The following is a 21,137-nucleotide window of genomic DNA, read 5'->3' as shown; positions in this document are numbered from 1 at the left end:
CACTCGTCAGGCTCATCCTCCGTCTGCGCTTGCCGAGCCTCCCCAGGCGGAGGACGCTCAGGAGGAGAGGTCCCTCGCGGCCCGCGCCCGATCGGGCCGCGGCCCTCGAAGGAGGTCACCATGGGCACCGCGGCAAGCCCCGCATTCGACATCGAAGCACTGCGCCGGGGCATCGAAGCACATGACGCGACGGTACTGCTGTCGCTCTACGCCGAGGACGCCGAACTGCGCGTCGTCGACCGCAACTCCCAGCCCAGCCACCCGATGGTCAAGCACGGGCGCGGCGAGATCGGCGCCATGCTGGAAGACGTGTGCAGCAGGGACATGACCCACAAGCTGGAGCAGGTCATCGTCCAGGGCGACCAGGTCGCCTACACCGAGTCCTGCGAGTACCCGGACGGAGTCCGCGTCCTCGTCGGCTCGATGCTGTCGCTGCGCGACGGCAAGATCGTCGACCAGACCGTGCTGCAGGCATGGGACGAGGAGGCTTCCTGACCTCGACCAGGGCTGAGGGCTGGGGGCTGGGGGCTGGGCGGGACGCCGGGTCGTGACTGGCGCCGAGGTGGAGAACCACCGGAGAGCGGCCCCGCGAAGCCCTGAGGATGCCCTGGGGCTGTGATCAGCGCATCCAGGCGCTGTAGTCCATGACGTCGCCCGCCTTCAGGCCCCACTCGGGCTCGGCGGTGGTGGCGGTCTCCTCCAGGCCGAGTACGGCACCGGCGGCCGGATCCATGATCAGCATCTGGCGGGAGCCGTGTCCGTCGTCGTACACATACGCCCGACCGGGCCGCCCCAGCCGATCCGTCACCCGGCCGACGGGCCGCAGCCCCCCGGCGTCCGCCAGCAGCCGGGCGACGGCCGCGTTCTCGCGGGCCCCGAGGGTCCAGTGGTCGAGCAACACCCCTACCGCGTCGAGGAGTTCGGGGGTCGTCAGCGCAGTGTTCCGGTGCTGCGCCTCCTGAAGGTAGGCCTTCAGGAGGCGCGGGTCGTGCGGCGGCGTCGACTCGGGCGGGGCGTCGCTCCAGCTCGGCCCGAACGTCTGCTCGCTGATGACGTGCCCGTCCTCGACCAGACCGGTTCCGTCGTCCCCTTCGCTCAGGACCGGCCTGCCGGGATGCCGCGGGTCGGTCGCCACGACCAGTTCCGTATGGCTCGCGTCGGCCTGCCAGCGCACCACTCGCTCGACGGGCAGCGTGATCGGGGGCTTGTCCTCCGACATGCCCATGCTCCACGTCTGTACGTGGGTGCCCTTCCGGAGTTCCGGCGAACCGTCCGCGGCTGCCGCCTCGGCGAGCTCGGCCATCCTGGTCAGGGGTACGGGGGTGGAGCCGGTCTGAACGAGCAGCGGTCGGGGAGCGGCCACCGCCGGGACGGTGTTCGGGCCCGCGAGGAGCAGCGCCAGCGCGGTCGCCGCGACCACCGCGACGGTCGCGAGGCTCCACATCCAGCGGGTACGGCGACGGCCGAACGGGCCGCTGCCGTGCAGGAGTTGATTGAGTCGGCGTTCCGCGTCGTGGTCCAGCGGTCCGTCGCCGAAGCGGGGGCCGTCCGGCGGCGCCGGGTTGGCGCCGCGTAGCAGGTCGAGTTCGTCAGGCATGACCGTGTTCCTTCGAGGAGTGCACGTCGGCGGCGAGCGAGGGGCGTATCCGGTCGATCTCGGTTCTCAGCCGGCGTCTGGCCCTGTGCAGCCGCATCGCCGCCGCGCGGGTGCCGCAGCCCAGGGCCACTGCGACCTCGTCGACGGCGAGCTCCTCCCAGGCCGTCAGACGCAGTACCTCCTGGTCGGCCGGGGTGAGACGGGCGAGCGCCTCATGCACCCAGGCGCCCGGCGACTCGGTGTCCGGGCTCGCCACGACCTGCCTGCCGTGTGCCGTCTCGTCGTTGCCCAGCCGGTCGAGGAGCCGACGGCGCCGGCCCTGGCCGCGTACCGCGTTGGCCAGGCAGTTGCGTGCCACGCCGTACAGCCAGGGCAGCGGGGAAGCCTTCTCGTCCTGGCCCCGCTGCGGCGCTAGGCGGAGCGACCGGGCGGGTGGCGGCACCGCGCCCCGACGGGCCCGGCCTGCCCCCGCAAGGACCGACCCTGTACGGGGAACGGGCACGCGGCGCGGGCCGGCCCGGACCGGACCGGCGCGGAGGAAAGTGTCGGGCCCGTACCGGAGTCAGTGAATCGGCTGTCCGGGTGAGTACCGCCGTCGACATCACCTCGGCTCAGGCAAGCAACAGACGTCAGGAGCCCTCAGCGACCTCATCGGCGTCCTTGGCGTGCCCGCCGCCCGGGGGCTGCCAGCCCGCCGGCCGCAGGATGCCCAGCAGCATCCGCACCAGTTCGTCCACCGCCTCGTCCAACGTGGCGTCCACCCACCCGGCGCTCCAGTCGTGCAGCAGACCGTTGACGCTGCCGATGAACGCCGTCGCGGCGAGCTGGTAGTCGCGCGGCGCCGCCTCTCCACGGACGACGGCGGCCTCCGCCTCCGTACAGATGAGGTTCACCCAGCGGGATCGGCGGGCGAGGCGCTGTTCCTCCAGACGGTCGCTGACACCGATGATCTCGACGAAGGTCAGACGGATGCGGCGCGGGTCGGCGGTGACGTTGGCGGCGTAGGCGCGGAAGATCGCGGAGGCGCGTTCGGCGAGGGGCAGCCCCTCCGCGTCGGCCAGCGCGCCGAGCGCCGCCGCCTCGGCCCAGTCGTTGACCTGGAGGTGCAGGGCGGCCAGGACGTCCTCGAGGGTGCGGAACTCCTCGTAGAACTGGCGCGTCGACAGACCGGCCGCCTCACTGAGCGCGGCGACGGTCGTCGAGCGGTAGCCCGGGGTGTCGCCGAACATCTGGAGTGCGGCGTCCAGAAATCTCCGGCGCCTTTCGGTCTGCCGTTCCTGGGCCGTCTTGCCCGCGTAACGGCCGGTCGGCGCCCTGAGTCTGCCCGCCAATGAACCCTCCTTCGTCGGTCCGGGGGCCAAGTTTGTCCTGCACGCAGTCTTGTGGAGAAGGGCACCCCCTCCTTACTTTCCAGTAAGTCCAATCTGAACGTGACCGTGTTCAGTTTTTTCGAGCGCAGCCATGTTCTCCCTTATGCCCCACATGTCATGCACCCGCCACCGTCAATCTGTTCACTCCCGGAAGGGAGAGCACGCATGCCTGCTTCCAGATCCAGGTACCTCTGTGCCATGGCCGCCGCCCTCGTCCTGACCGTCACCGCCCCCGCGTCGGCCGCCGTCGCGGTGACCGACGCCGAGGACGCCACCGCCGCGAGTCTGCGCGAGGTGCTGTTCGTCGGCAACAACTGGGAAGGCACCGCGGACGTCGTCAAGTCAACCGGCGACTTCGCCAAGATCGGCCGGATCGACGTCGTACCGGACAAGGCGGCGCGGCTGGCCGCGATCAACGCCGACCCGATCAAGTGGATCTACTTCATGGCCATCCGCAACGGAGTCGGCGAGGGCCACGACCAGCTGGTCGACGACATGTACTCCACTCCGGACGGCAAGTCGGTGGTGGTCTCCCGGCCGAGCTTCGCCGACGTCGTGTCGATCGACCTCGCCACCGGGGCGATCAACTGGCGTTTCCCCGTGTCCGGCTACCGCTCCGACCACATGGCGGTCTCCCCCGACGGGACCCGGGTCGCGGTCTCCGCCTCGATCTCCAACACCGTGCACGTGCTGAACATCGACACCGGCGCGCAGATCGGTTCGTTCGCCACCGGCGACAAGCCGCACGAGAACATCTTCACCAAGGACGGCAAGTACATCTGGAACATGGCCATCGGTGACGTCAACACCGATCAGGACGCTCCGTGGCAGGACTTCACCAAGGGCGACCGGAAGATCACGGTCGTCGACGCGGCCACCTTCAAGCAGGTGAAGGTGATCGACATGCGGGACCGGCTCAACGCCATCGGCCTCACGGACTTCTCCGACGCGGTCCGCCCGGCCACCTTCTCGCCCGACGAGACGAAGCTGTACTTCCAGGTCTCGTTCTTCAACGGCTTCTTCGAGTACGACATCGCCACCGACAAGATCACCCGGACGAAGACCCTGCCGAAGAACCCGGCGACCAGCGACGACCGCACCACGTTCGTCAACGACTCGCGCCACCACGGCATCTCGATGAAGCCGGACGGCACGAAGCTGTGCGTCGCGGGCACGATGGACGACTACGCGACGGTCGTCGACCGTACGACCCTCCAGGAGGGTCCGCTCGTCCCGGCCTCGAAGCCCTACTGGGCCACGGTGAGCGGCGACGGCAAGTCCTGCGTGATCTCCGAGAGCGGCGCCGACCAGATCACGGCCATCGACTTCGCCACCGGGCTGAAGACGGTGTCCGTGCCGGTCGGCGACCACCCCCAGCGGGTCCGCCTCGGCCATGTCGAGGCGGACTGGACTGGCCCGGCGACCAGCTGACCTCTGTTTTCAGGTCAGTTGGCCGCCGGTTGATCGGTTAGCTGAACTCCTGCGCGGCCCATGAAGCCAGTTCGGTTCGCGCGGCGCTCAGTACGGTCGCCGAAGGAGCCGTCGCCCCGTTGGTCACCAGCGCGTAGTGCAGGACTCCCGAGTCCGACGCGGTGAGCAGCAGGCGGCGGCTTCCCGTGCCACCGGGGTCGGTGCCCGCCGCGATCGGGGTCGTACTGGTGTAGGCCGGCGGGCCGTAGACCGTGCCGAGGTCGGAGACGACCGTGGTGGTCGCCGTCGGGAAGGACGCCGGCAGATGGAGTTCGGTCGGCGCCGAGATGCCCTTCGACCGCCACACCAGCACGCTGTACTGCCCAGAGCCCACCAGCGTGGACACGTTCGGCAGCGAACTCGGCACCGGGTTCCAGGTGAGGGTCGTGGACCCGTCCCGGGAGCGGTCCTCGAAGGTGAAGGCGAGCGTCGTCCCCGCCGTGGCGCCCGGATAGACGCGGTCCAGCATCCGGGCGTCCTGCCGCAGGACGGCCGTAGCGGAGTCGTCGAGGCGTACGGCGGACAGGTCCTCGTCGTTCCAGCCGTCACCGGAGGTGATCACCTTGTCGGCGTTGTCGTTCATCAGCTCCTTGTGGCGGCCGTTGTAGATGTCCCACTGCCACTGGCTGCTGGAGAGCACCGGGCCCGAAACGCTCGCGTTGGCCCACCAACTCGCGCCCTTCACCCGGGAGTCGAGGGCCTGGTACATCGCCTTGTAGACCGTCGGCGCCTTGCCGGACACCGTCCCGCTCAGCGGATGGCCGAACTCGCTGACGATCCCGGTCGTCCCGAGGGCGGCAGCCCGGTCACGGACCGTACCGAAGTCGGTGACGTACTGGCCGTCCCCCGCATTGCCCCACATCAGGATGCCGGAGATGGCCTTCTGGTCGTAGAAGTGGGTGTTGAAGACGTAGCGCCCGCCGACCGTACCGGCGTCCAGGAGGCCACCCTCCTGCTTCTGGGAGTCGATGTTGGCGTTCCAGAACATGTTCGGTTCCACGAAGGCGGGCTTGTCCTGCCAGCCGGCCGAGTCCATCCGGGCCCGGAACTTCACGAAGAACGGCCACAGGACGTCCTTCTCCCAGGTCCGGCTGGTCTGCCCCGAGTCGAGATTCCCCGGATGCGGTTCGTTGTACGGGTCGAAGCCGACGACGCCCGTGAACTGGGCGCTCGTCAGGTTCTGCTTGAGGTACGTCATCGTCTTCTGGGCGGTGTCGAGGAACGAGTCCTGGATCCCGTAGGTGTTGTGCCAGAAGTCGTACGTCGCGTTCTTCACGGCCGCGTTCTGGGTGATGTTCTGTCCCCAGAGGATGCAGATCCCGCAGTACTCGTCCGGGTAGTTACCGAGATCGACGGCCCACTGGGGGGCGCCGTCACCGGTGTACCAGCTGTCCGAGTCGAAGAGCCAGCGGGAGTAGAGGTCCTGGTGGAAGTCGGGGTAGACACGGATGCCCGCGTCCAGGAAGGCACCCATCTGGGCGGTGGCGGCGGCCAGGTAGCTGCTGCTCACCGAGCCACGAACCGGCTCCGCATACGCCCAGGAGAGCAGGAAGCGGACGCTGTTGCCGCCGCCGAGCGCTCGCAGGGCGGTCGCCGACTTCTTGGCGTCGGCGACCGAGGCGAAGGGCAGTCCGTTGTTCTCCTTGAGCTTCGTCTCGCCGGAGACGTTGTAGCCGCGGAGAACGACCTCTCGGCCCAGAGCGTCGGTGAACCGACCGTTCTGGACGGTGAGGGTGGTGGAGGTGGGAGAGTCGAACCAAAGGGTGTCGGCCCGAGCGGGCTGGGAGCCGACAGTAGTCACGAACCCCGTGACCAGGACCAGTACGCCGAGCAGATGCACTCGCAACTTCGACATGTGCATTACAGTCCCGCGCGCATCAGGAGTCGTCAATACCAACTGACTCATGAGTAACCTTCAGCTTTTGACGCTCATGGGCGATCATCAAGTCACATGGGCGACAAAAGGAGCGGATCGTGCGTGACATCCTCCCCGCGCTCGGGCGCTGGTACGCGGCGGGCGAACCGTTCGGACTCGCCACCGTCGTCTCGGTGAGCCGCAGCGCGCCCCGTGACCCCGGCGCCGCGATGGCCGTGGGGCCCGGCGACGAGGTCGTGGGCAGCGTGTCCGGAGGATGCGTCGAGGGCGCGGTGTTCGAGCTGGCCCAGGAGGTCGTGGCGAGCGGGGAGGCACGCCTCGAGACCTTCGGCTACAGCGACGAGGACGCCTTCGCGGTGGGGCTGACCTGCGGCGGCGAGATCACCGTGCTGGTACGGCCGGTCACTCCCGCCCTCGATCCGTCCTTCGCGGCGGTGGCGGAGACGGTGGCGGCGGGCCGTCCGGTGACCGTGGCAACCGTGACCGACGGTCCGGCGGCACGTGGCGCCACACTCGGCGTCTGGCCCGACCGGGTGTCCGGCACGCTGGGCACGACCGGCCTGGACGTGGCCGTCACCGCCGACGCGCGCGGTGAACTCGCCCTGGGCGCAACGGGATTGCGGCACTACGGGCCCCACGGGGAGCGGCGCGAGGACGCCGTCACCGTGTTCCTGCACTCTTTCGCGCCCCCGCCCCGCATGCTCGTCTTCGGCGCCATCGACTACGCCGCCGCCGTGGCCCGGATCGGCGCCTTCCTCGGCTACCGGGTCACCGTCTGCGACGCCCGCCCGCCCTTCGCCACCCCGAGACGCTTCCCCGAGGGCGTCGAGGTGGTCGTCGACTGGCCGCACCGCTATCTGCGCGGCACGGACACCGACGAGCGCACGGTGATCTGCGTCCTGACCCACGACCCGAAGTTCGACGTACCGCTGCTGGAGGAGGCGCTGCGCCGGCCCGCCGCGTACATCGGGGCGATGGGCAGCCGCCGCACCCACGACGACCGGCTCGGACGGCTGACGGAGGCCGGCCTCACCGGCCCCGAGCTGTCCCGGCTGCGGTCCCCCATCGGGCTGGATCTGGGCGCCCGTACGCCCGAGGAGGTGGCGGTGTCCGTGGCCGCCGAGATCGTCGCCGTGCGGTGGGGCGGCAGCGGGGTGTCGCTGACAGCGACGGGCGGCGCCATTCACCCGGCCGGGGTCGTGTAGCCGCTCAGGGGCGCCGGGGCGGCAGCGGCCCGCGGCAGTTGCTTGGCGCGTTTGGGGAGGTGAGTGTCGGAGAGAAGCAGAAGGTGCACTTGGGGAGCGTTGGCGCTCTGGGGGTGCCGCGGTCTGCCGTTGCGCGGCTGCGGCATCGTCGTGGCTGGTCGCGCAGTTCCTCGCGCCCCTTTGGCGCGCTGGCGCGCCCCTCGGGGCCCGTGCCCCGGCAGGTCGCGGAGAGCCTCGCACGGTTAGTATCAGGCAGCCCTGACCGTGTCGTCGCGGAAACGGGGAGTAGAGCCAAAGAGGGAGCTTCCAGCCGCATGCCGGTCAAGGTCAGCGTCATCGTTCCGGTGTACAACCCGGGACCGTACATCGAGGAATGCGTCGCGTCGCTGCTGCGGCAGTCGCTGCCCGCCGACGAGTACGAAGTGATCTTCGTCGACGACGGTTCCACCGACGGGACCCCGGCCCTGCTGGACCAGCTCGCCGCCGAGGAACCGCGTGTCCAGGTCATCCACCAGGAGAACTCGGGCTGGTCGGGCAAGCCGCGCAACGTCGGTATCGAGGCCTCGCAGGGCGAGTTCGTGATGTTCGTCGACAACGACGACTACCTCGGCGACGAGGCCCTTGAGCGGATGTACGAGTACGGCGTGACCAACGGCGCCGATGTGATCGTCGGCAAGATGGCCGGCAAGGGCCGCCCGGTGCCGGTCGAGCTGTTCCGGCACAACCACCCCAAGGCCAGTGTCGAGAACGCCCCGCTGATCGACAGCCTCACCCCGCACAAGATGCTCCGCCGCGCGTTCCTCGACCGCATCGGCCTGCGCTTCCCCGAGGGCAGGCGTCGCCTCGAGGACCATGTCTTCGTGACCGAGGCCTATCTGCGCGCGGACAACGTCTCCGTGCTCAGCGACTACGTCTGCTACTACCACGTCAAGCGCGACGACGCCTCGAACGCGGGGTTCCAGCGCTTCGACCCGGTCGGCTACTTCCGCAACCTGCGTGAGGCCCTCGACGTCGTCGAGCAGTACACCGAGCCCGGTGTGGTGCGCGACCGGCTCCACCGGCGCTGGCTGCGCAACGAGATGGTCGAGCGCATGCGCGGCAACCGGCTTCTCAAGCTGCCGGAGGACTACCGCAAGGAGATGTTCGACGAGATCCGAGGGGTCGTCGTCGAACGTTTCGGCCCGGGTGTCGCGAACGGGATGCAGGAGGCGCAGCGGATCGTGGCGGCGCTGATCGCCGCCGACCGGCTGGACGACGTGGTGGCGTTCGCCGAGTGGGAGGCGTCGCTCGCCCCCACGGCCACCCCGCAGAGCGTGGAGTGGCGTGACGGCGTCCTGCACGTCGGCTTCACCGCCGAGTTCACGTCGCGCGGCAAGCCGATGACGTTCCCCGCCGAGGACGACAGCGACGGCGCCGACCTGGACGGCACGCCCACCGACGCCGACGACGCGATCGCCCGGGTGGGCGCGTCCACCGTCGCCCGGTTCGGCAGCGCTACGGCGGACTTCCTGGTCCGTGAGCGGACCACGGCCGCCCAGTTCTTCCAGCCGGTGGAGCTGACCCGCGAGACCCTCCCGGCCGACGAGGACGGTGACGAGGGCGGGCAGGTGCGGCTGGTGCTGCGCGGCACGGCCACCGTCGACCCCGGCACGGCGGCGGGCGGTGTGGCGCTCGGCGGCGGTCTGTTCGACGTGTTCGTCCGGATCAAGCTGGGCGGCTGGACCCGCGAGTGCCGTCTCGGCCCGGTCAGGCTGGACCCCCGTCCGGTGCCGCCGGCCGGTGTGGTCGCCGGTCGTGTGGTCCTGCCGTACTGGACGGCGAAGCAGGCCACGCTGTCCCTGGACGTCGACCGCGCGGTCAAGGGCGTAGGCCTCGGCCGCCTCAAGCCGGACGATGTCACCGTCACGGGTGACCGCCTGCGCGTCGCTCTGCCCCTGCACGTGCCCGGCGGCGCCTTGGCGCTGTTGCGGCTGACCTCGTCGGCGGTCGCCGAGCCCGTGGAGGTGTCGGGCACGCTGTCCGGCGCCCCCGAAGGGGCCGGGGCGTTCGTCGAGGCGACACTGCCCGGCGGTGCACTGGCCGACGGGACCTGGAAGCCGTCGCTGTGCCTGGCTCCGGAGGCCGGCGAGCCGCGCTTCCTGGCGATGTCCGTCGGCCTCAGCGCCAAGGGCGGCCGTGTGCAGGTCGTGCGGCCCGCCAGGCCGGCCGGACCGAGCACCGGACAGCGGCTGGTCCGCAAGGTGCGGCGCACCCTCGGGAAGATCGCGCGCAAGGCCGGGCTTCGACGCGGAAACGGAGCCTGACAGCATGCGAGCACTGGACATCGAAGGCGCCTGGGTACTGGAGCCGAAGATCTTCCCGGACGACCGCGGCGCCTTCCACGAGTGGTACCGGGGCGAGGAGTTCCGCGAGGCCACCGGCTACGACCTCTCCCTGGCCCAGGCGAACTGCTCGGTCTCGCGCCGGGGCGTCGTACGCGGGGTGCACTTCTCGGACGTACCGCCGAGCCAGGCCAAGTACGTGACATGTGTGCGCGGCGCGGTCCTGGACGTCGTGGTGGACATCCGGGTCGGCTCACCCACCTACGGGCGGTGGGAGGCGGTGCGGCTCGACGACGAGACCCGGCACGCCGTGTTCCTCTCGGAGGGCCTCGGGCACGCCTTCATGGCGCTCACCGACGACGCCACCGTGGTGTACCTGTGCTCGACGGGGTATGCGCCGGGCCGTGAACACGGGGTGAATCCGCTCGACCCCGAGCTGGGCATCGCCTGGCCGGAGGGCATCGAGCCGGTGCTGTCGGAGAAGGACGCCGAGGCGCCGACGCTGGCGGAGGCGGAACGCGCCGGGCTGCTGCCGTCGTACGCGGACTGCGCGGCCTACTACGCCGGACTGCGCGACAAGTAACCACAGCGAACGAAGCGTGCGGCCCGGCAGCTGATCAGCTGCCGGGCCGCACGCTTCGCTGTCCGGTCCTGCGTCAGCGGCTGGTGCTCAGCGGCGCCAGGCTGCGGCGCAGCTGCTCCAGGCCCTTGCCGCGCTTGGTGCCGCGGTTGCGGGACCTGACGAGGGGGGCCCAGAAGCCGGCCTCGACCAGGGTCTCCGGCTTGACCGCGGGCGTCCGCTCCAGGACGCTCTCGGGCACCTTCTGCGGGTCCGGGACCTCGAACTCCGCGATGATCTCGTCGTACTTGTCCTTCAGCACCGTGTTGTCGGGGTCGGCGCCGAAGACGATGAGCTGTCCGGTGGGCGCCGTGTCGACGAGGACCGTGACCAGGTCGGGGCGGTACCGGGCGAGGATCTCGATCAGCTTGTAGACGTCACCGGTCCAGGCGTTGGTGTGCCGGTCGCGGGCGGCCTCGTCGATGCTGCGCGGCAGCATGTCGTCGAGGACGATGACGCTGGCCCAGTCCGAGTGCTTCTCGACGTTGATGAAGTCGCGCAGCGCGTACTCGAACAGGTGCATGCCGTCGATGAACGACAGGTCGAGCGTGGTGCGCTGCCAGTAGCCGAACGGGCTGCGGTTGCGGGCCAGGTTGCGCAGCGGGTGCCGGCCGCCCTTGAGATGGGCGAGGGGGTTCTCCCGGGCGAAGAAGTCGTCGCTGGTCGCCTTCGCGAGATGGACGTCGGTGCGGATCTCCGAGACCACCTTGAACGCGGGGTCGATCGCGATGCTCGGTACCCGGGACAGGGTCAGGCTTCGGCCGTCGTTGACGCCGATCTCCAGGTAGTTCCTGTTCGCGCTGACCTTGTGGAGCTCCCGGAGGAACTCATGGCGTTTCACTAGGAAATCTCCTTGCGGATGTGTGGCAGTGCTTCGTGCAGGGCGGTACGCCAGTCGCGGAGAGGTCCGAGACCGGCCTGCTGCCAGCGGCCGTGGCCGAGGGCGCTGTACGCGGGTCGGGGTGCGGGCCGGGTGAAGGCCGCGCTGGTGGTGGGGTGTACACGGTCAGGGTCGGCGTCGATGAGGCGGAACACCTCACGCGCCAGCTCGAACCAGGTGGCCTCGCCGGAGTTGGTGGCGTGCAGGATACCGCTCACCTCGGGGCCGATCCGGGGCCCGAGATCGACGATCCGTTCGGCGACGTCGGCGCTCCAGGTGGGCTGGCCGCGTTGGTCGTCGACGACGTCGAGGGTGTCCCGACGCGCCTCCAGGCCGATCATCGTAGCCACGAAGTTGCCGCCGTGGGCGCCGTACAGCCAAGCCGTGCGCAGGACGACGCTCGCGTCCGGCAGCGTGGCCAGGACGGCCTGCTCGCCGGCGAGTTTGGTGCGGCCGTACGCCGTGCGCGGGGCCGGGGTGTGGTCCTCGGGGTACGAGGTCTCGCGGGCATCGCCGTCGAAGACGTAGTCGGTGGACACGTGGATCAGCCGGCTGCCGTGCTCGGCGCAGGCCTGGGCGAGCAGGCGCGGTCCGACGCCGTTGATCAGGAGCGCCGTCTCCTCGTCCGTCTCGGCGTCGTCGACGGCGGTGTAGGCCGCGCAGTTGACGACCAGGTCGGGCCGGTGCTCCCCGAAGACACGGCGCACGTCGTCGGGGTCGGTGATGTCGAGGGCGGCGCGGGCGAGGCCCACGACGTCCTCACCGCGCCGGAGGAGTTCGTCGACGGTGTCGCGGCCGAGCATCCCGGCGGCGCCGGTCACCAGCCACTTCATCCCTTTACCTGCTTCTCGGCCTGCTGGTCCTTCTCGTCGGCGCCGACGAGCCGCTTGAGGGGCTCCCACCATGCGCGGTTGTCGCGGTACCAGGCGACGGTGGCGGCGAGTCCGGCGGCGAAGTCGTGGCGCGGGGTGTAGCCCAGCTCGTCGTGGAGCTTGCCCCAGTCGACGGAGTAGCGCAGGTCGTGGCCCTTGCGGTCCTCGACGTACTCCACGCTGTCCCAGTCCGCCCCGCAGGCCTCCAGGAGCAGCCCGGTGAGTTCCTTGTTGCTCAGCTCCGTGCCGCCGCCGATGTTGTAGACCTCGCCGGGCCTGCCGCCGGTGCGCACCAGGTCGATGCCCTGGCAGTGGTCGTCGACGTGCAGCCAGTCGCGGACGTTGAGGCCCTCGCCGTACAGCGGGACCTTCTTGCCGTCCAGCAGGTTGGTGACGAAGAGGGGGATGACCTTCTCGGGGAACTGGTGCGGCCCGTAGTTGTTGGAGCAGCGGGTGACGCGGACGTCCAGGCCGTGGGTGCGGTGGTAAGCGAGGGCGAGCAGGTCCGAGGACGCCTTCGACGCCGAGTAGGGCGAGTTGGGGGCCAGCGGATGGTCCTCGGGCCACGAGCCGGACTCGATCGAGCCGTACACCTCGTCGGTGGAGACGTGCACGAAGGGGCCGACGCCGTAGCGCAGGGCCGCGTCCAGCAGCACCTGGGTGCCCACCACGTTGGTGCGGACGAAGTCGGCGGCGCCGTCGATCGAGCGGTCCACGTGGGACTCGGCGGCGAAGTGGACCACCTGGTCGGCCTCGGCCATCAGCTTGTCGACGAGTTCGGCGTCGCAGATGTCGCCCTGGACGAACTTCAGCCGGGGGTGCCCCACCGGCAGGTTCTCCAGGGTGCCCGCGTACGTGAGCTTGTCCAGCACGGTGATCCGGGGCGCGTCGGGGGCGTCGGACGCGAGGAGGGTGCGGACGTACGTGGAGCCGATGAATCCGGCGGCGCCGGTGACGAGGAGGTTCATGAGTGGATCTGCACCTTGCTGTGGTCTCCGAGGACTAGTCGGTGGGCGCTGGGAACACTGGGGGCCGGGGTCACCTCGACGTGCCTGCCGATGAGCGAGGACTCGATGCGGCCCACCCCGGCGATGGAGGAGTCCCGCAGCACGATGGAGAACTCCAGCTCGCTGTCGGTGATCCGGCAGTTCTCCGCGACGGAGGTGAACGGCCCGACGTAGGAGTCGCTGACGACGGTTCCGGCGCCGATGACGACCGGCCCGACGATGCGTGAGCGGCTGATGCTCGCGCCCTCCTCGATCACCACCCGCCCTATGGTCTCGGACGCGGTGTCCACGTCGCCGTCGATCCGCCGCTCCAGTCCCTCCAGGACCATGCGGTTGACCTCCAGCATGTCGGTGACGTTCCCCGTGTCCTTCCAGTAGCCCTTGATGAGCGTGGATCGTACGTCGGACCGGGCGTCGATGAGGTACTGGATGGCGTGGGTGATCTCCAACTCGCCGCGCCCGGAGGGGCTGATGGCGCGTACGGCGTCGTGGATCGCCGGGGTGAAGAGGTACACGCCGACGAGCGCGAGGTCGCTCTTGGGGTGCTCGGGCTTCTCCTCCAGGCCGATCACCTGGCCGTCCGCGTCGAGTTCGGCGACGCCGAAGGAGCGAGGGTCGGGCACCTGGGTGAGCAGGATCTGGGCGTCGGGGCGCAGCCGGCGGAACTCGTCGACGAGGTCGCTGATGCCGCCGATGATGAAGTTGTCGCCGAGGTACATGACGAAGTCGTCGTCACCGAGGAAGTCCCGTGCGATCAGCACCGCGTGGGCCAGACCGAGGGGCCGTTCCTGCGGGATGTAGGTGACCTTCAGGCCGAACTTCGATCCGTCGCCGACCGCTTCCTCGATCTCGGCGGCGGTGTCACCGACGATCATGCCGACCTCGGTGATGCCCGCGTCTGCGAGGGATTCCAGGCCGTAGAACAGCACGGCTTTGTTGGCCACGGGTACGAGCTGCTTCGCCGAGGTATGGGTGATCGGCCGAAGCCGCGTGCCGGCGCCGCCGGAGAGCACGAGAGCCTTCATCCGTTCACCCTAGCTGCGATTTCCCACGACGTAATATCCGGTGCCGCAGCGTGACCGGTACGGGAGCCCGCTCGCGCGTCCTCAGGGCTCCAGCGCGAGCTCGCTCCACACCTGTTTGCCGCCGCTGACCGGGACGGTTCCCCAGGCCGCCGACATCGCCTCGACCAGGAGCATGCCCCGGCCGCCGGTGGCCTCCCAGCCGAGGTTCGTCGGTCTGATGGGTGTGCGGGGCGAGTTGTCCGCGACGGCGACGCGCAGGCGGCCGTTGAAGAGGGTGAGGTCGAGACGGACCTGCCCGTCGGTGTGCACGAGGGCGTTGGTGACCAGCTCGGAGACGACCAGGAGCATGGTGTCCACGTTTTCCTGAAGACCGGCCTCCTGGACGCCCGGCTCGCCCGCCGCACCCCAGGCGCGCAGGGTGCGCCGGGTGAAGCGGCGGGCGTGCCGGACCGCCTCGGGCACCCGCCACACCGTCCAGCTCTCCCGCAGCGGGCGCCGCTCCATGCCGTCGTAGCGCAGCAGGAGCAGTGCCACGTCGTCGTTGCGGTTGGCGCCGGCGAGCAGGGCGTCGGCGACGAGGCCGAGGTGGGCGGGGTCGGCGGCGGCGAGGTCGGCGGCGAGAGCGTCGAGGCCGTCCTCGATGTCGATCTGGGCGGACTCGACGAGACCGTCGGTCGTGAGGGCGATCAGGGTGCCGGGCTGGAGGCGGAGCATGCTCATCGGGTACTCGGCCCGGGCCAGCACCCCGAGCGGGGGGCCTACGTCGGACTCGGTGATCTCGGTGGTGCCGTCGGGGTGGCGGACGACCGGGGGGAGGTGGCCGGCGCGGACGTACCAGGCGGTGCCCTCCTCCATGTCGACCTCGACATAGCAGCAGGTGGCGAAGAGATCGGTCTCCATGTCGACAAGAAGACGGTTGGCGTGGGAGACGACGACGTCCGGCGGGTGGCCCTCGACCGCGTACGCGCGCAGGGCGGTGCGCATCTGGCCCATGAGGGTGGCGGCGCCCGCGTTGTGGCCCTGGACGTCGCCGATGACGAGGCCGACGTGGTTGTCGGGCAGCGGGATCACGTCGTACCAGTCGCCGCCGACCTCCAGGCCCTCGGTGGTCGGGAGGTAGCGGGCCTCGGCGACCCCGCCGGGCAGCTTGGGCAGGCGGCGGGGCAGTAGAGAGCGCTGGAGCATCCCGACGAGTTCGTGTTCGGCGTCGAAGGCGTGGGCGCGGGTCAGGGCCTGTCCGGCGAGGCCGGCGGCGGCGGTGAGCAGGGCGCGTTCGTCGGTGCCGAACTCGTGCGGGCTGTCCCAGCCGATCAGGCAGATGCCTGCCATCCGGCCGCCCGCGGGCAGCGGCAGGACGGCGAGACCACCGGGGCCGACACCGTCGAGCGCGGGCTCCAGTTCGGTGCCCGCGGGCCAGATGGCAGCCCTGCCCTCGCGCAGGGCGGCGGCCAGCGTCGGCATGGAGCGGACGGGTGACTCGGGCCACTCGGACCGCCACTCCAGCCGCCACAGCTCGGGCCAGGACTCGGGTTCGGGCGGGTCGAGGACGGTGACGACGAGCCGTTCGTTGTCCAGTTCGGCGAGGGCGATCCGGTCGGCCAGCAGCGGTTCGCGCAGCGCGGTGACGACGGCCCGGCTGACGTCACGGACGGTTCCGGCGGTGGCCAGGGCGGCGGCGAGGCGCTGGACGCGGGCCACGTCGGTGACGCCGGAGCGCAGGGTGGAGGCGTCGCCGACGGTGCCCACGAGCCGGGCCGCCCGGCCCTCCCCGGCGGTCACGAGCCGCCCGCGCAGCCGCAGCCATCTCGGCGGGCCGGCTGGCTGGAGGACCCGGAACTCCAGTTCCCGGTCGCCGATGGACATGTGGTCGGCCTCGACGACGGACATCAGGGAGGGCAGGTCCTCGGGCACGGTCAGACCGAGCAGGGTCTCGACCTTCCCGTCGAAGTCCGCCCGGCCGAGCGCGAACAGTTCGAGGAGTTCGTCGCCGACCTCGACGCGCCCGCTGTCCATGGCGAGGCTGAAGGCGCCGGCCGCCAGTTCGCCGGGGTCTCCTGCGGCGGGCGGAGCGGGCCAGGCGACGGCTTCGGCGAGCAGTCCGAGGCAGTCCCGGGCGCTGTCGTCGAAGCCACCGGGACGCTCCGTCACGACGAGCAGACAGCCGCCGTCACCGGCCGCCGCGCCCGCGCGGACGGGCAGGGCGGCCAGATGGACGGCACCGGCCGGCATCCGCCGGGACTCGGCGCACTCGGCGAGTTCGTCGGGACCGAGCCAGACCGGCCGTCCGGTGCGGTGGGCGTCCGCGGCGGGCGAGTGGGCCGCAACGGGGTAGCCGTCGCGCAGGCCGTAGAGCGTCCGGGGCACGCCGGCCGACTCGACGAGACACAGCACGTCACCGGTGTCGCCCGGGGTGTAGACGGCGGCGACGCTCGCGCCCGCGAAGACGAGCGTCTGTTCGAGGACTCGGCGGAGGCGCTCACGGGGGTCGAGGTCGACGGCGAGCGACTTCAGGGCGAGTTCGGCACGCGCCGTTCTCCCTCCGCGTCCCGCCTCCTCACTGACCACGTGGTCATTACAGCGCGTATGGGGCGCAGGCGCAGCCCCTGACGCTCCGGGCGTTCACCCGGGCCGCATCCGAGCGTGCCCTCCGCACAGTGCTCGTGTGTCAGCCGTGACTGTCGGGACCCGTGCGCGGGCTGGAAGGCTCGGTGCGGACCATCGAGGAGGCGGGCATGGACCAGCGGGCCGGACGGGCGTCGGACTCGGGTGGCCGGGGGTTGCCGTGCTCGCGGTCAGCGTCGGGGCGGACGGCACGGGGCGGACGTACCGGGCGATCGGCACGCGCGTCGAACCGTCGCGGAACCGGTGCGCCCGCCTCCGCCGCCCGCTTCGGCCCGGGTTCACCGCTGTCGCGTATGCCCCTTTTCGGTTCCCGCCTCGCGCGGCGGGCCGAGTGGACAGAGCCTTGAGTCGGAAGTACCCGGCCCGGCGAGGAGGTGGTCCCGATGGCCGATGGACGGGCCTCCGCGCGCGGACGGCCGGAGGGGGACGCCCGCTCGGCCTCGTTCGGGAAGCCGCTGCTGTCGCTGGCGCTCGCGGGGATGATGGAGGACGTCCGGGCCCTCGCGGGCGGGGTGTATCTGCTGGCCCCCGGCGGGTCGGTGCTGGAAATGGCCGTCATGGCGGGGCTGCCCCGGGCGTTCGCGGCGCCCTGGGAGCGGGTCGGGATCGGCTCACCGGTCCCCGTCGCCGAGGCGGCGCGCGAGCGGCGGTTCATCTGGGTGGGCGGCGAGGAGGACATGGCCCGGCGGTATCCGCGGGTCTCCGTGGTGCTGCCCTACCCCTTCACCCTGGCCGCCGTACCGGTGGCGACCGCCTCCACGGTGTACGGGGCGGTCTTCGTGACCTGGCCCGGCTCGCATCCGCCGGAGCTGTCGGACCGGGAGCGGGAGCGGCTCAGCACGGCCTGCGACCGGCTGGCGCTGCGTCTGGAGCGCGCCGCGGCCGAGCACCGTACGCTGCGGCCCGAGGCGGATCTGCTGGCCATCTCGCCCGAGGCGCCGACGGCCGACCCCCTCGGCACGGTCGAGGCGGCACGGATGGTGGCGCGGCTGCCGTACGGGCTGTGCTCGCTCGACCTGCATGGTCGGGTCGGTTTCGTCAACGCGGCTGCCGCGGACCTGCTGGGTGTCCCCGCGGATGCTCTGCTGGGCACCCAGCTGTGGGTGTCGGTGCCCTGGCTCGACGATCCGGTGTACGAGGACCGCTACCGCGCCGCGCTGTTCAGCCTGCACGTCACCTCGTTCGTGGCGCTGCGCCCGCCCGGCGACTGGCTGTCGTTCCGGCTGTATCCGAGCGCGACCGGGCTGAGCGTCCGTATCACCCGGGCGCGGGCGGTGGCCGAACTGGACCGGGCGGGGCGCAGACCGGGCGGCCCGTCCAGCCTGGTCACGATCTCGCAGGTGCTGTCCCTGGCGGGCGCGCTCACCGAGGCGGCGAGCGTCCAGGACGTCATCCAGCTGGCCGCGGACGAGATCATGCCGGCGGCCGGCTGTCAGACGCTCGTACTGCTGGGCTCGCAGAGCGGGCGGATGCGCGTGGTGGGGCATCGCGGGTACGCCGACCCAGAGCTCGTGGAGCGGTTCGACGGGTTGCCTCGGACCGCGCAGACCCCGGGAAACCAGGTCCTCACCACCGGTGTGCCCGCCTTCTTCGAGTCCCGGGGGGAGCTGGAGCGGGCGTATCCGGCGGTGCGGGAGATGTCCGGTCCGACGGCGGCCTGGGCGTTTCTCCCGCTGATCGCGTCCGGACGTCCGGTGGGCACCTGTGTGCTGGGCTATGCCGAACAGCACGCGTTCCCCGCCGACGAGCGCGCCGTCCTGACCAGTCTCGGCGGCCTGATCGCCCAGGCTCTGGAACGGGCCCTGCTGTACGACGCCAAGCACCGGGTCGCGCACGGCCTCCAGGCCGCCCTGCTGCCGAGTTCCCTGCCGTCGCTGCCCGGCTTCGAGGCCGCCGCGCGCTATCTGCCCGCCACCCAGGGCATGGACATCGGCGGCGACTTCTACGACCTGGTGTGGTCGCACGGGCGGGCCTCGGCGGTGATCGGCGACGTCCAGGGGCACAACGTGACGGCGGCCGGCCTGATGGGCCAGATCCGTACGGCCGTACGGGCGTACACGACCGTCGGTCAGGCGCCGGAGGAGGTCATGAGCAGCACCAACCGACTGCTGATCGACCTCGGGACCGAGCTGTTCGCGAGCTGTCTGTATCTGCGGCTCGATCCGGGCACCGGCCGGGCGGTGATGGCCCGTGCGGGGCATCCGCAGCCGCTGCTGAGACATCCGGACGGGCAGGTACGGGTACTCGACCTGGCCGGGGGTCCCCTGCTGGGGATCGATGCCTCGGCCACGTACCCGACGACCGAGGTCGAGCTGCTGCCGGGCTGCGTCCTCGCCCTGTACACCGACGGGCTGATCGAGTCCCCGGGTGTCGACATCGACGAGACGCTGGCCGCCCTCGGCCGGCGACTCGCGGCGACCGGGGACCGGCCGCTGGACGAACTGGCCGACGAGCTGGTCGAGTTCGGCGCGGGGGTGACGGAGCGGGTGGACGACATCGCGCTGCTTCTGCTGAGGGCGCGGGCGGAGAACTGACGGACGCTCCACGGGGCTCCGGCCCGTTCCGCCGGGCAGCCCCGCGCACGCGGAACGGTCCGGCCCTCCCGCCGGAGGGCCGGACCGTGTCAGTGGCGGCCGGAACTACTGGTGTTGCTGGTGTGGCCGGTCAGTGGTTGTTGTTGTTCTCCAGGCCGGTGCCGTCGTCCACGCCTGTGCCGTCGTCCGCGCCGTTGCCGGTCTGATCGTCGACGCCGCCGAGCTCGTCGCCGCCGACCTCTTCACCGAGTCCGGCCTCTTCGCCCGCACCGGCTTCCTCACCGGCAGTGGCACTGGGACTGGCAGTGGCTTCCTCGCCGACGCCGGCCTCCTCACCGGCACCCGCCTCTTCGCCCGCACCCGCTTCTTCACCGGCACCGGCCTCTTCACCAGCACCGGCGCCCGCACCGGCGTCTGCCGCGCCGAGGGTCGCGCCGACGGCCGCCAGGGCCGTGGTGACCGGCTGGAAGAAGGTCTCGCCGCCGACCGTGCAGTCACCGCTGCCGCCGGAGGTCAGGCCGATCGCGCCGCCGTCCTGGGTGAACAGCGAGCCGCCGCTGTCGCCGGGCTCCGCGCAGACGTCGGTCTGGATGAGGCCGGTGACCGTGCCCTCGGGGTAGTTCACGGTGGCATCGAGGCCGGTGACCTGGCCGTCGTTGAGGCCCGTCGTGGAACCCATGCGGAAGACCTGCTGGCCGACCGCGGCCTCGGCGGCCTGGAGGATGTCGACGGTCTGGCCGTTGCCGACGTCGACGGTGCTGGCCGCCACGGTCGCCGGGTCGTTGTACTTCACGAGTGCGAAGTCACCGTCGCCCGGGAAGGTGGCCGCCTCGACGGTGGCGATGGGTTCGCCGGTCTCCGAGTCCGACCACTCGGCCGCGGCCACGCCGCAGTGACCGGCGGTCAGGAAGCCGGGGGTCCCGTCTCCGGTCACCACGTTGAAGCCGAGGGAGCAGCGGGCGCCGCCGCCGAAGATGGCGTCGCCGCCCTCCACGAACGTCTTGAAGGTGCCCTCGGTCTTCTTGATGGTCGCCATGCCCGAGCCGAGGCTCTTGACGGTCGACTCGATCGTGTTCCAGTTGGCGCCCGTGACCGTGCTGTCCGCGGTGACCTGGATCTTGTTGGTCCGAGCGTCGAGGGACCAGGCGGTGCCCGGGATGGTCGCCTCGGCCTTCAGCGTCTGCGCGCCGGCCTTCAGCTCGGCGATGCTGTTGTCGACCTCACGGACGGCGGCGCCGGCCTTCTTGGCCTGGATGATGACGTTGTTGTTGTCACCGTCGACGACGTTGATGACCAGCTGCTGCTTGTCGGCGTCGTAGTAGGAGCCCGCGAAGGCATCCCCGAGCAACTGCTGCAGCTGCGAGGCGAGATCCGAGGCATCCGTCGCCTTCAGGGTCTTCGGAGCCGCGCTGTCCGCAGAGTCGGTCTGGGACGCCATGGCGTTGGGCAGCAGCAGGGCCGCCACTCCGAGCGCCGCGACACTGCCCACCGCTATCGCGGCCTTACGCTTCGGAACTCGCTTGTGACTCAACTTCTTGACCTCCTGCGGGGCGGGGTCTTAGCCGCCGATCGTTCATCGGCGACCGACTGGGGCGCCTGGATGGCTGTAGGTACGGACGGGTTGCTCGGGGCGTTCAAATTATTTGCCAACTCCCTTTGCGAAAGAGCGAATCGGCCATTGCCAGGGCCTGACCAACGGCTGCCGGGAACAACCGCACATATGGCGATGACGCCCGCCG

General features: G+C 70.8%; 16 protein-coding genes. 6 read left to right on the top strand and 10 right to left on the bottom strand.

Features of this window, described 5'->3' with window-relative positions:
• Positions 1-120 precede the first annotated feature (120 nt).
• Positions 121-495 carry a nuclear transport factor 2 family protein gene (locus G3I71_RS00570; protein WP_164311847.1) on the top strand — a complete coding sequence of 125 codons (375 nt, stop codon included), beginning with the start codon at positions 121-123 and terminating at the stop codon, positions 493-495.
• Positions 496-619: 124 nt separating this feature from the next.
• Here G3I71_RS00570 and G3I71_RS00565 read toward each other — a convergent pair whose 3' ends face one another.
• From G3I71_RS00565 to G3I71_RS00555, 3 genes are all read right to left on the bottom strand, one after another.
• Positions 620-1,597, bottom strand: coding sequence for a CU044_5270 family protein (locus tag G3I71_RS00565; protein WP_164311846.1), 978 nt, complete (start codon positions 1,595-1,597; stop codon positions 620-622).
• Positions 1,590-2,039: a sigma factor-like helix-turn-helix DNA-binding protein gene (locus G3I71_RS00560; protein ID WP_343242797.1), complete on the bottom strand. Its 450-nt coding sequence runs from the start codon at positions 2,037-2,039 to the stop codon at positions 1,590-1,592. The genes G3I71_RS00565 and G3I71_RS00560 overlap by 8 nt, the downstream gene beginning before the upstream one ends.
• Before the next feature lie 187 nt (positions 2,040-2,226).
• Positions 2,227-2,928 carry a TetR/AcrR family transcriptional regulator gene (locus G3I71_RS00555; protein ID WP_164311844.1) on the bottom strand — a complete coding sequence of 234 codons (702 nt, stop codon included), beginning with the start codon at positions 2,926-2,928 and terminating at the stop codon, positions 2,227-2,229.
• A gap of 204 nt (positions 2,929-3,132) precedes the next feature.
• Here G3I71_RS00555 and G3I71_RS00550 point away from each other — a divergent pair, with 204 nt between their 5' ends.
• The gene (locus G3I71_RS00550; protein ID WP_164311843.1) at positions 3,133-4,398 is read left to right on the top strand and encodes a YncE family protein; all 1,266 of its coding nucleotides are present in this window, start codon (positions 3,133-3,135) and stop codon (positions 4,396-4,398) included.
• Between the two features lie 37 nt (positions 4,399-4,435).
• On the opposite strand, the gene G3I71_RS00545 is transcribed toward G3I71_RS00550, so the two are convergent.
• On the bottom strand, positions 4,436-6,298 hold the full coding sequence (locus G3I71_RS00545) for a cellulase family glycosylhydrolase (protein ID WP_164311842.1): 1,863 nt from the start codon (positions 6,296-6,298) through the stop codon (positions 4,436-4,438).
• A 113-nt stretch (positions 6,299-6,411) separates the two neighbouring features.
• Here G3I71_RS00545 and G3I71_RS00540 point away from each other — a divergent pair, with 113 nt between their 5' ends.
• From G3I71_RS00540 to rfbC, 3 genes are all read left to right on the top strand, one after another.
• On the top strand, positions 6,412-7,518 hold the full coding sequence (locus G3I71_RS00540) for an XdhC/CoxI family protein (RefSeq protein ID WP_164311841.1): 1,107 nt from the start codon (positions 6,412-6,414) through the stop codon (positions 7,516-7,518).
• A gap of 314 nt (positions 7,519-7,832) precedes the next feature.
• Positions 7,833-9,821: a glycosyltransferase family 2 protein gene (locus tag G3I71_RS00535; protein WP_164311840.1), complete on the top strand. Its 1,989-nt coding sequence runs from the start codon at positions 7,833-7,835 to the stop codon at positions 9,819-9,821.
• 4 nt (positions 9,822-9,825) lie between these two features.
• The gene (rfbC, locus tag G3I71_RS00530; protein WP_164311839.1) at positions 9,826-10,422 is read left to right on the top strand and encodes a dTDP-4-dehydrorhamnose 3,5-epimerase; all 597 of its coding nucleotides are present in this window, start codon (positions 9,826-9,828) and stop codon (positions 10,420-10,422) included.
• Between the two features lie 73 nt (positions 10,423-10,495).
• Here rfbC and G3I71_RS00525 read toward each other — a convergent pair whose 3' ends face one another.
• The 5 genes from G3I71_RS00525 to G3I71_RS00505 form a co-directional block, all read right to left on the bottom strand.
• Complete coding sequence (locus G3I71_RS00525) at positions 10,496-11,299, bottom strand: class I SAM-dependent methyltransferase (protein WP_164311838.1); 804 nt, start codon at positions 11,297-11,299, stop codon at positions 10,496-10,498.
• Positions 11,299-12,171 (bottom strand): dTDP-4-dehydrorhamnose reductase, encoded by an 873-nt coding sequence (gene rfbD / locus G3I71_RS00520; protein ID WP_164311837.1) that lies wholly within the window; start codon positions 12,169-12,171, stop codon positions 11,299-11,301. The genes G3I71_RS00525 and rfbD overlap by 1 nt, the downstream gene beginning before the upstream one ends.
• Positions 12,168-13,178, bottom strand: coding sequence for a dTDP-glucose 4,6-dehydratase (rfbB, locus tag G3I71_RS00515; RefSeq protein WP_164311836.1), 1,011 nt, complete (start codon positions 13,176-13,178; stop codon positions 12,168-12,170). The genes rfbD and rfbB overlap by 4 nt, the downstream gene beginning before the upstream one ends.
• On the bottom strand, positions 13,175-14,242 hold the full coding sequence (locus tag G3I71_RS00510) for a glucose-1-phosphate thymidylyltransferase (RefSeq protein WP_164311835.1): 1,068 nt from the start codon (positions 14,240-14,242) through the stop codon (positions 13,175-13,177). The genes rfbB and G3I71_RS00510 overlap by 4 nt, the downstream gene beginning before the upstream one ends.
• Positions 14,243-14,323: 81 nt before the next feature.
• Positions 14,324-16,807 (bottom strand): SpoIIE family protein phosphatase, encoded by a 2,484-nt coding sequence (locus G3I71_RS00505; protein WP_164311834.1) that lies wholly within the window; start codon positions 16,805-16,807, stop codon positions 14,324-14,326.
• A 440-nt stretch (positions 16,808-17,247) separates the two neighbouring features.
• On the opposite strand from G3I71_RS00505, the gene G3I71_RS00500 reads away from it, so the two are divergent.
• Positions 17,248-19,398 carry a SpoIIE family protein phosphatase gene (locus tag G3I71_RS00500; RefSeq protein WP_164311833.1) on the top strand — a complete coding sequence of 717 codons (2,151 nt, stop codon included), beginning with the start codon at positions 17,248-17,250 and terminating at the stop codon, positions 19,396-19,398.
• 130 nt (positions 19,399-19,528) lie between these two features.
• Here G3I71_RS00500 and G3I71_RS00495 read toward each other — a convergent pair whose 3' ends face one another.
• Positions 19,529-20,929, bottom strand: a complete 1,401-nt coding sequence (locus G3I71_RS00495; protein WP_203728956.1) for a S1 family peptidase — start codon at positions 20,927-20,929, stop codon at positions 19,529-19,531.
• Positions 20,930-21,137 lie beyond the last annotated feature (208 nt).

It is taken from the genome of Streptomyces sp. SID12501 (assembly GCF_010550245.1).
In the GTDB taxonomy this organism is placed as follows: Bacteria; Actinomycetota; Actinomycetes; order Streptomycetales; family Streptomycetaceae; genus Streptomyces.
The sequence above is the reverse complement of the archived record's forward strand: the minus strand, read 5'-3'. Positions and strand labels throughout refer to the sequence as shown.

Excerpts from the sequence above, each read along its gene's own strand:
- G3I71_RS00570 (WP_164311847.1), top strand. The coding sequence starts at position 121 with ATGGGCACCGCGGCAAGCCCCGCATTCGACATCGAAGCACTGCGCCGG.
- G3I71_RS00565 (WP_164311846.1), bottom strand. The coding sequence starts at position 1,597 with ATGCCTGACGAACTCGACCTGCTACGCGGCGCCAACCCGGCGCCGCCG.
- G3I71_RS00550 (WP_164311843.1), top strand. The coding sequence starts at position 3,133 with ATGCCTGCTTCCAGATCCAGGTACCTCTGTGCCATGGCCGCCGCCCTC.
- G3I71_RS00545 (WP_164311842.1), bottom strand. The coding sequence starts at position 6,298 with ATGCACATGTCGAAGTTGCGAGTGCATCTGCTCGGCGTACTGGTCCTG.
- G3I71_RS00535 (WP_164311840.1), top strand. The coding sequence starts at position 7,833 with ATGCCGGTCAAGGTCAGCGTCATCGTTCCGGTGTACAACCCGGGACCG.
- rfbC (WP_164311839.1), top strand. The coding sequence starts at position 9,826 with ATGCGAGCACTGGACATCGAAGGCGCCTGGGTACTGGAGCCGAAGATC.
- rfbD (WP_164311837.1), bottom strand. The coding sequence starts at position 12,171 with ATGAAGTGGCTGGTGACCGGCGCCGCCGGGATGCTCGGCCGCGACACC.
- rfbB (WP_164311836.1), bottom strand. The coding sequence starts at position 13,178 with ATGAACCTCCTCGTCACCGGCGCCGCCGGATTCATCGGCTCCACGTAC.
- G3I71_RS00510 (WP_164311835.1), bottom strand. The coding sequence starts at position 14,242 with ATGAAGGCTCTCGTGCTCTCCGGCGGCGCCGGCACGCGGCTTCGGCCG.
- G3I71_RS00500 (WP_164311833.1), top strand. The coding sequence starts at position 17,248 with ATGGCCGATGGACGGGCCTCCGCGCGCGGACGGCCGGAGGGGGACGCC.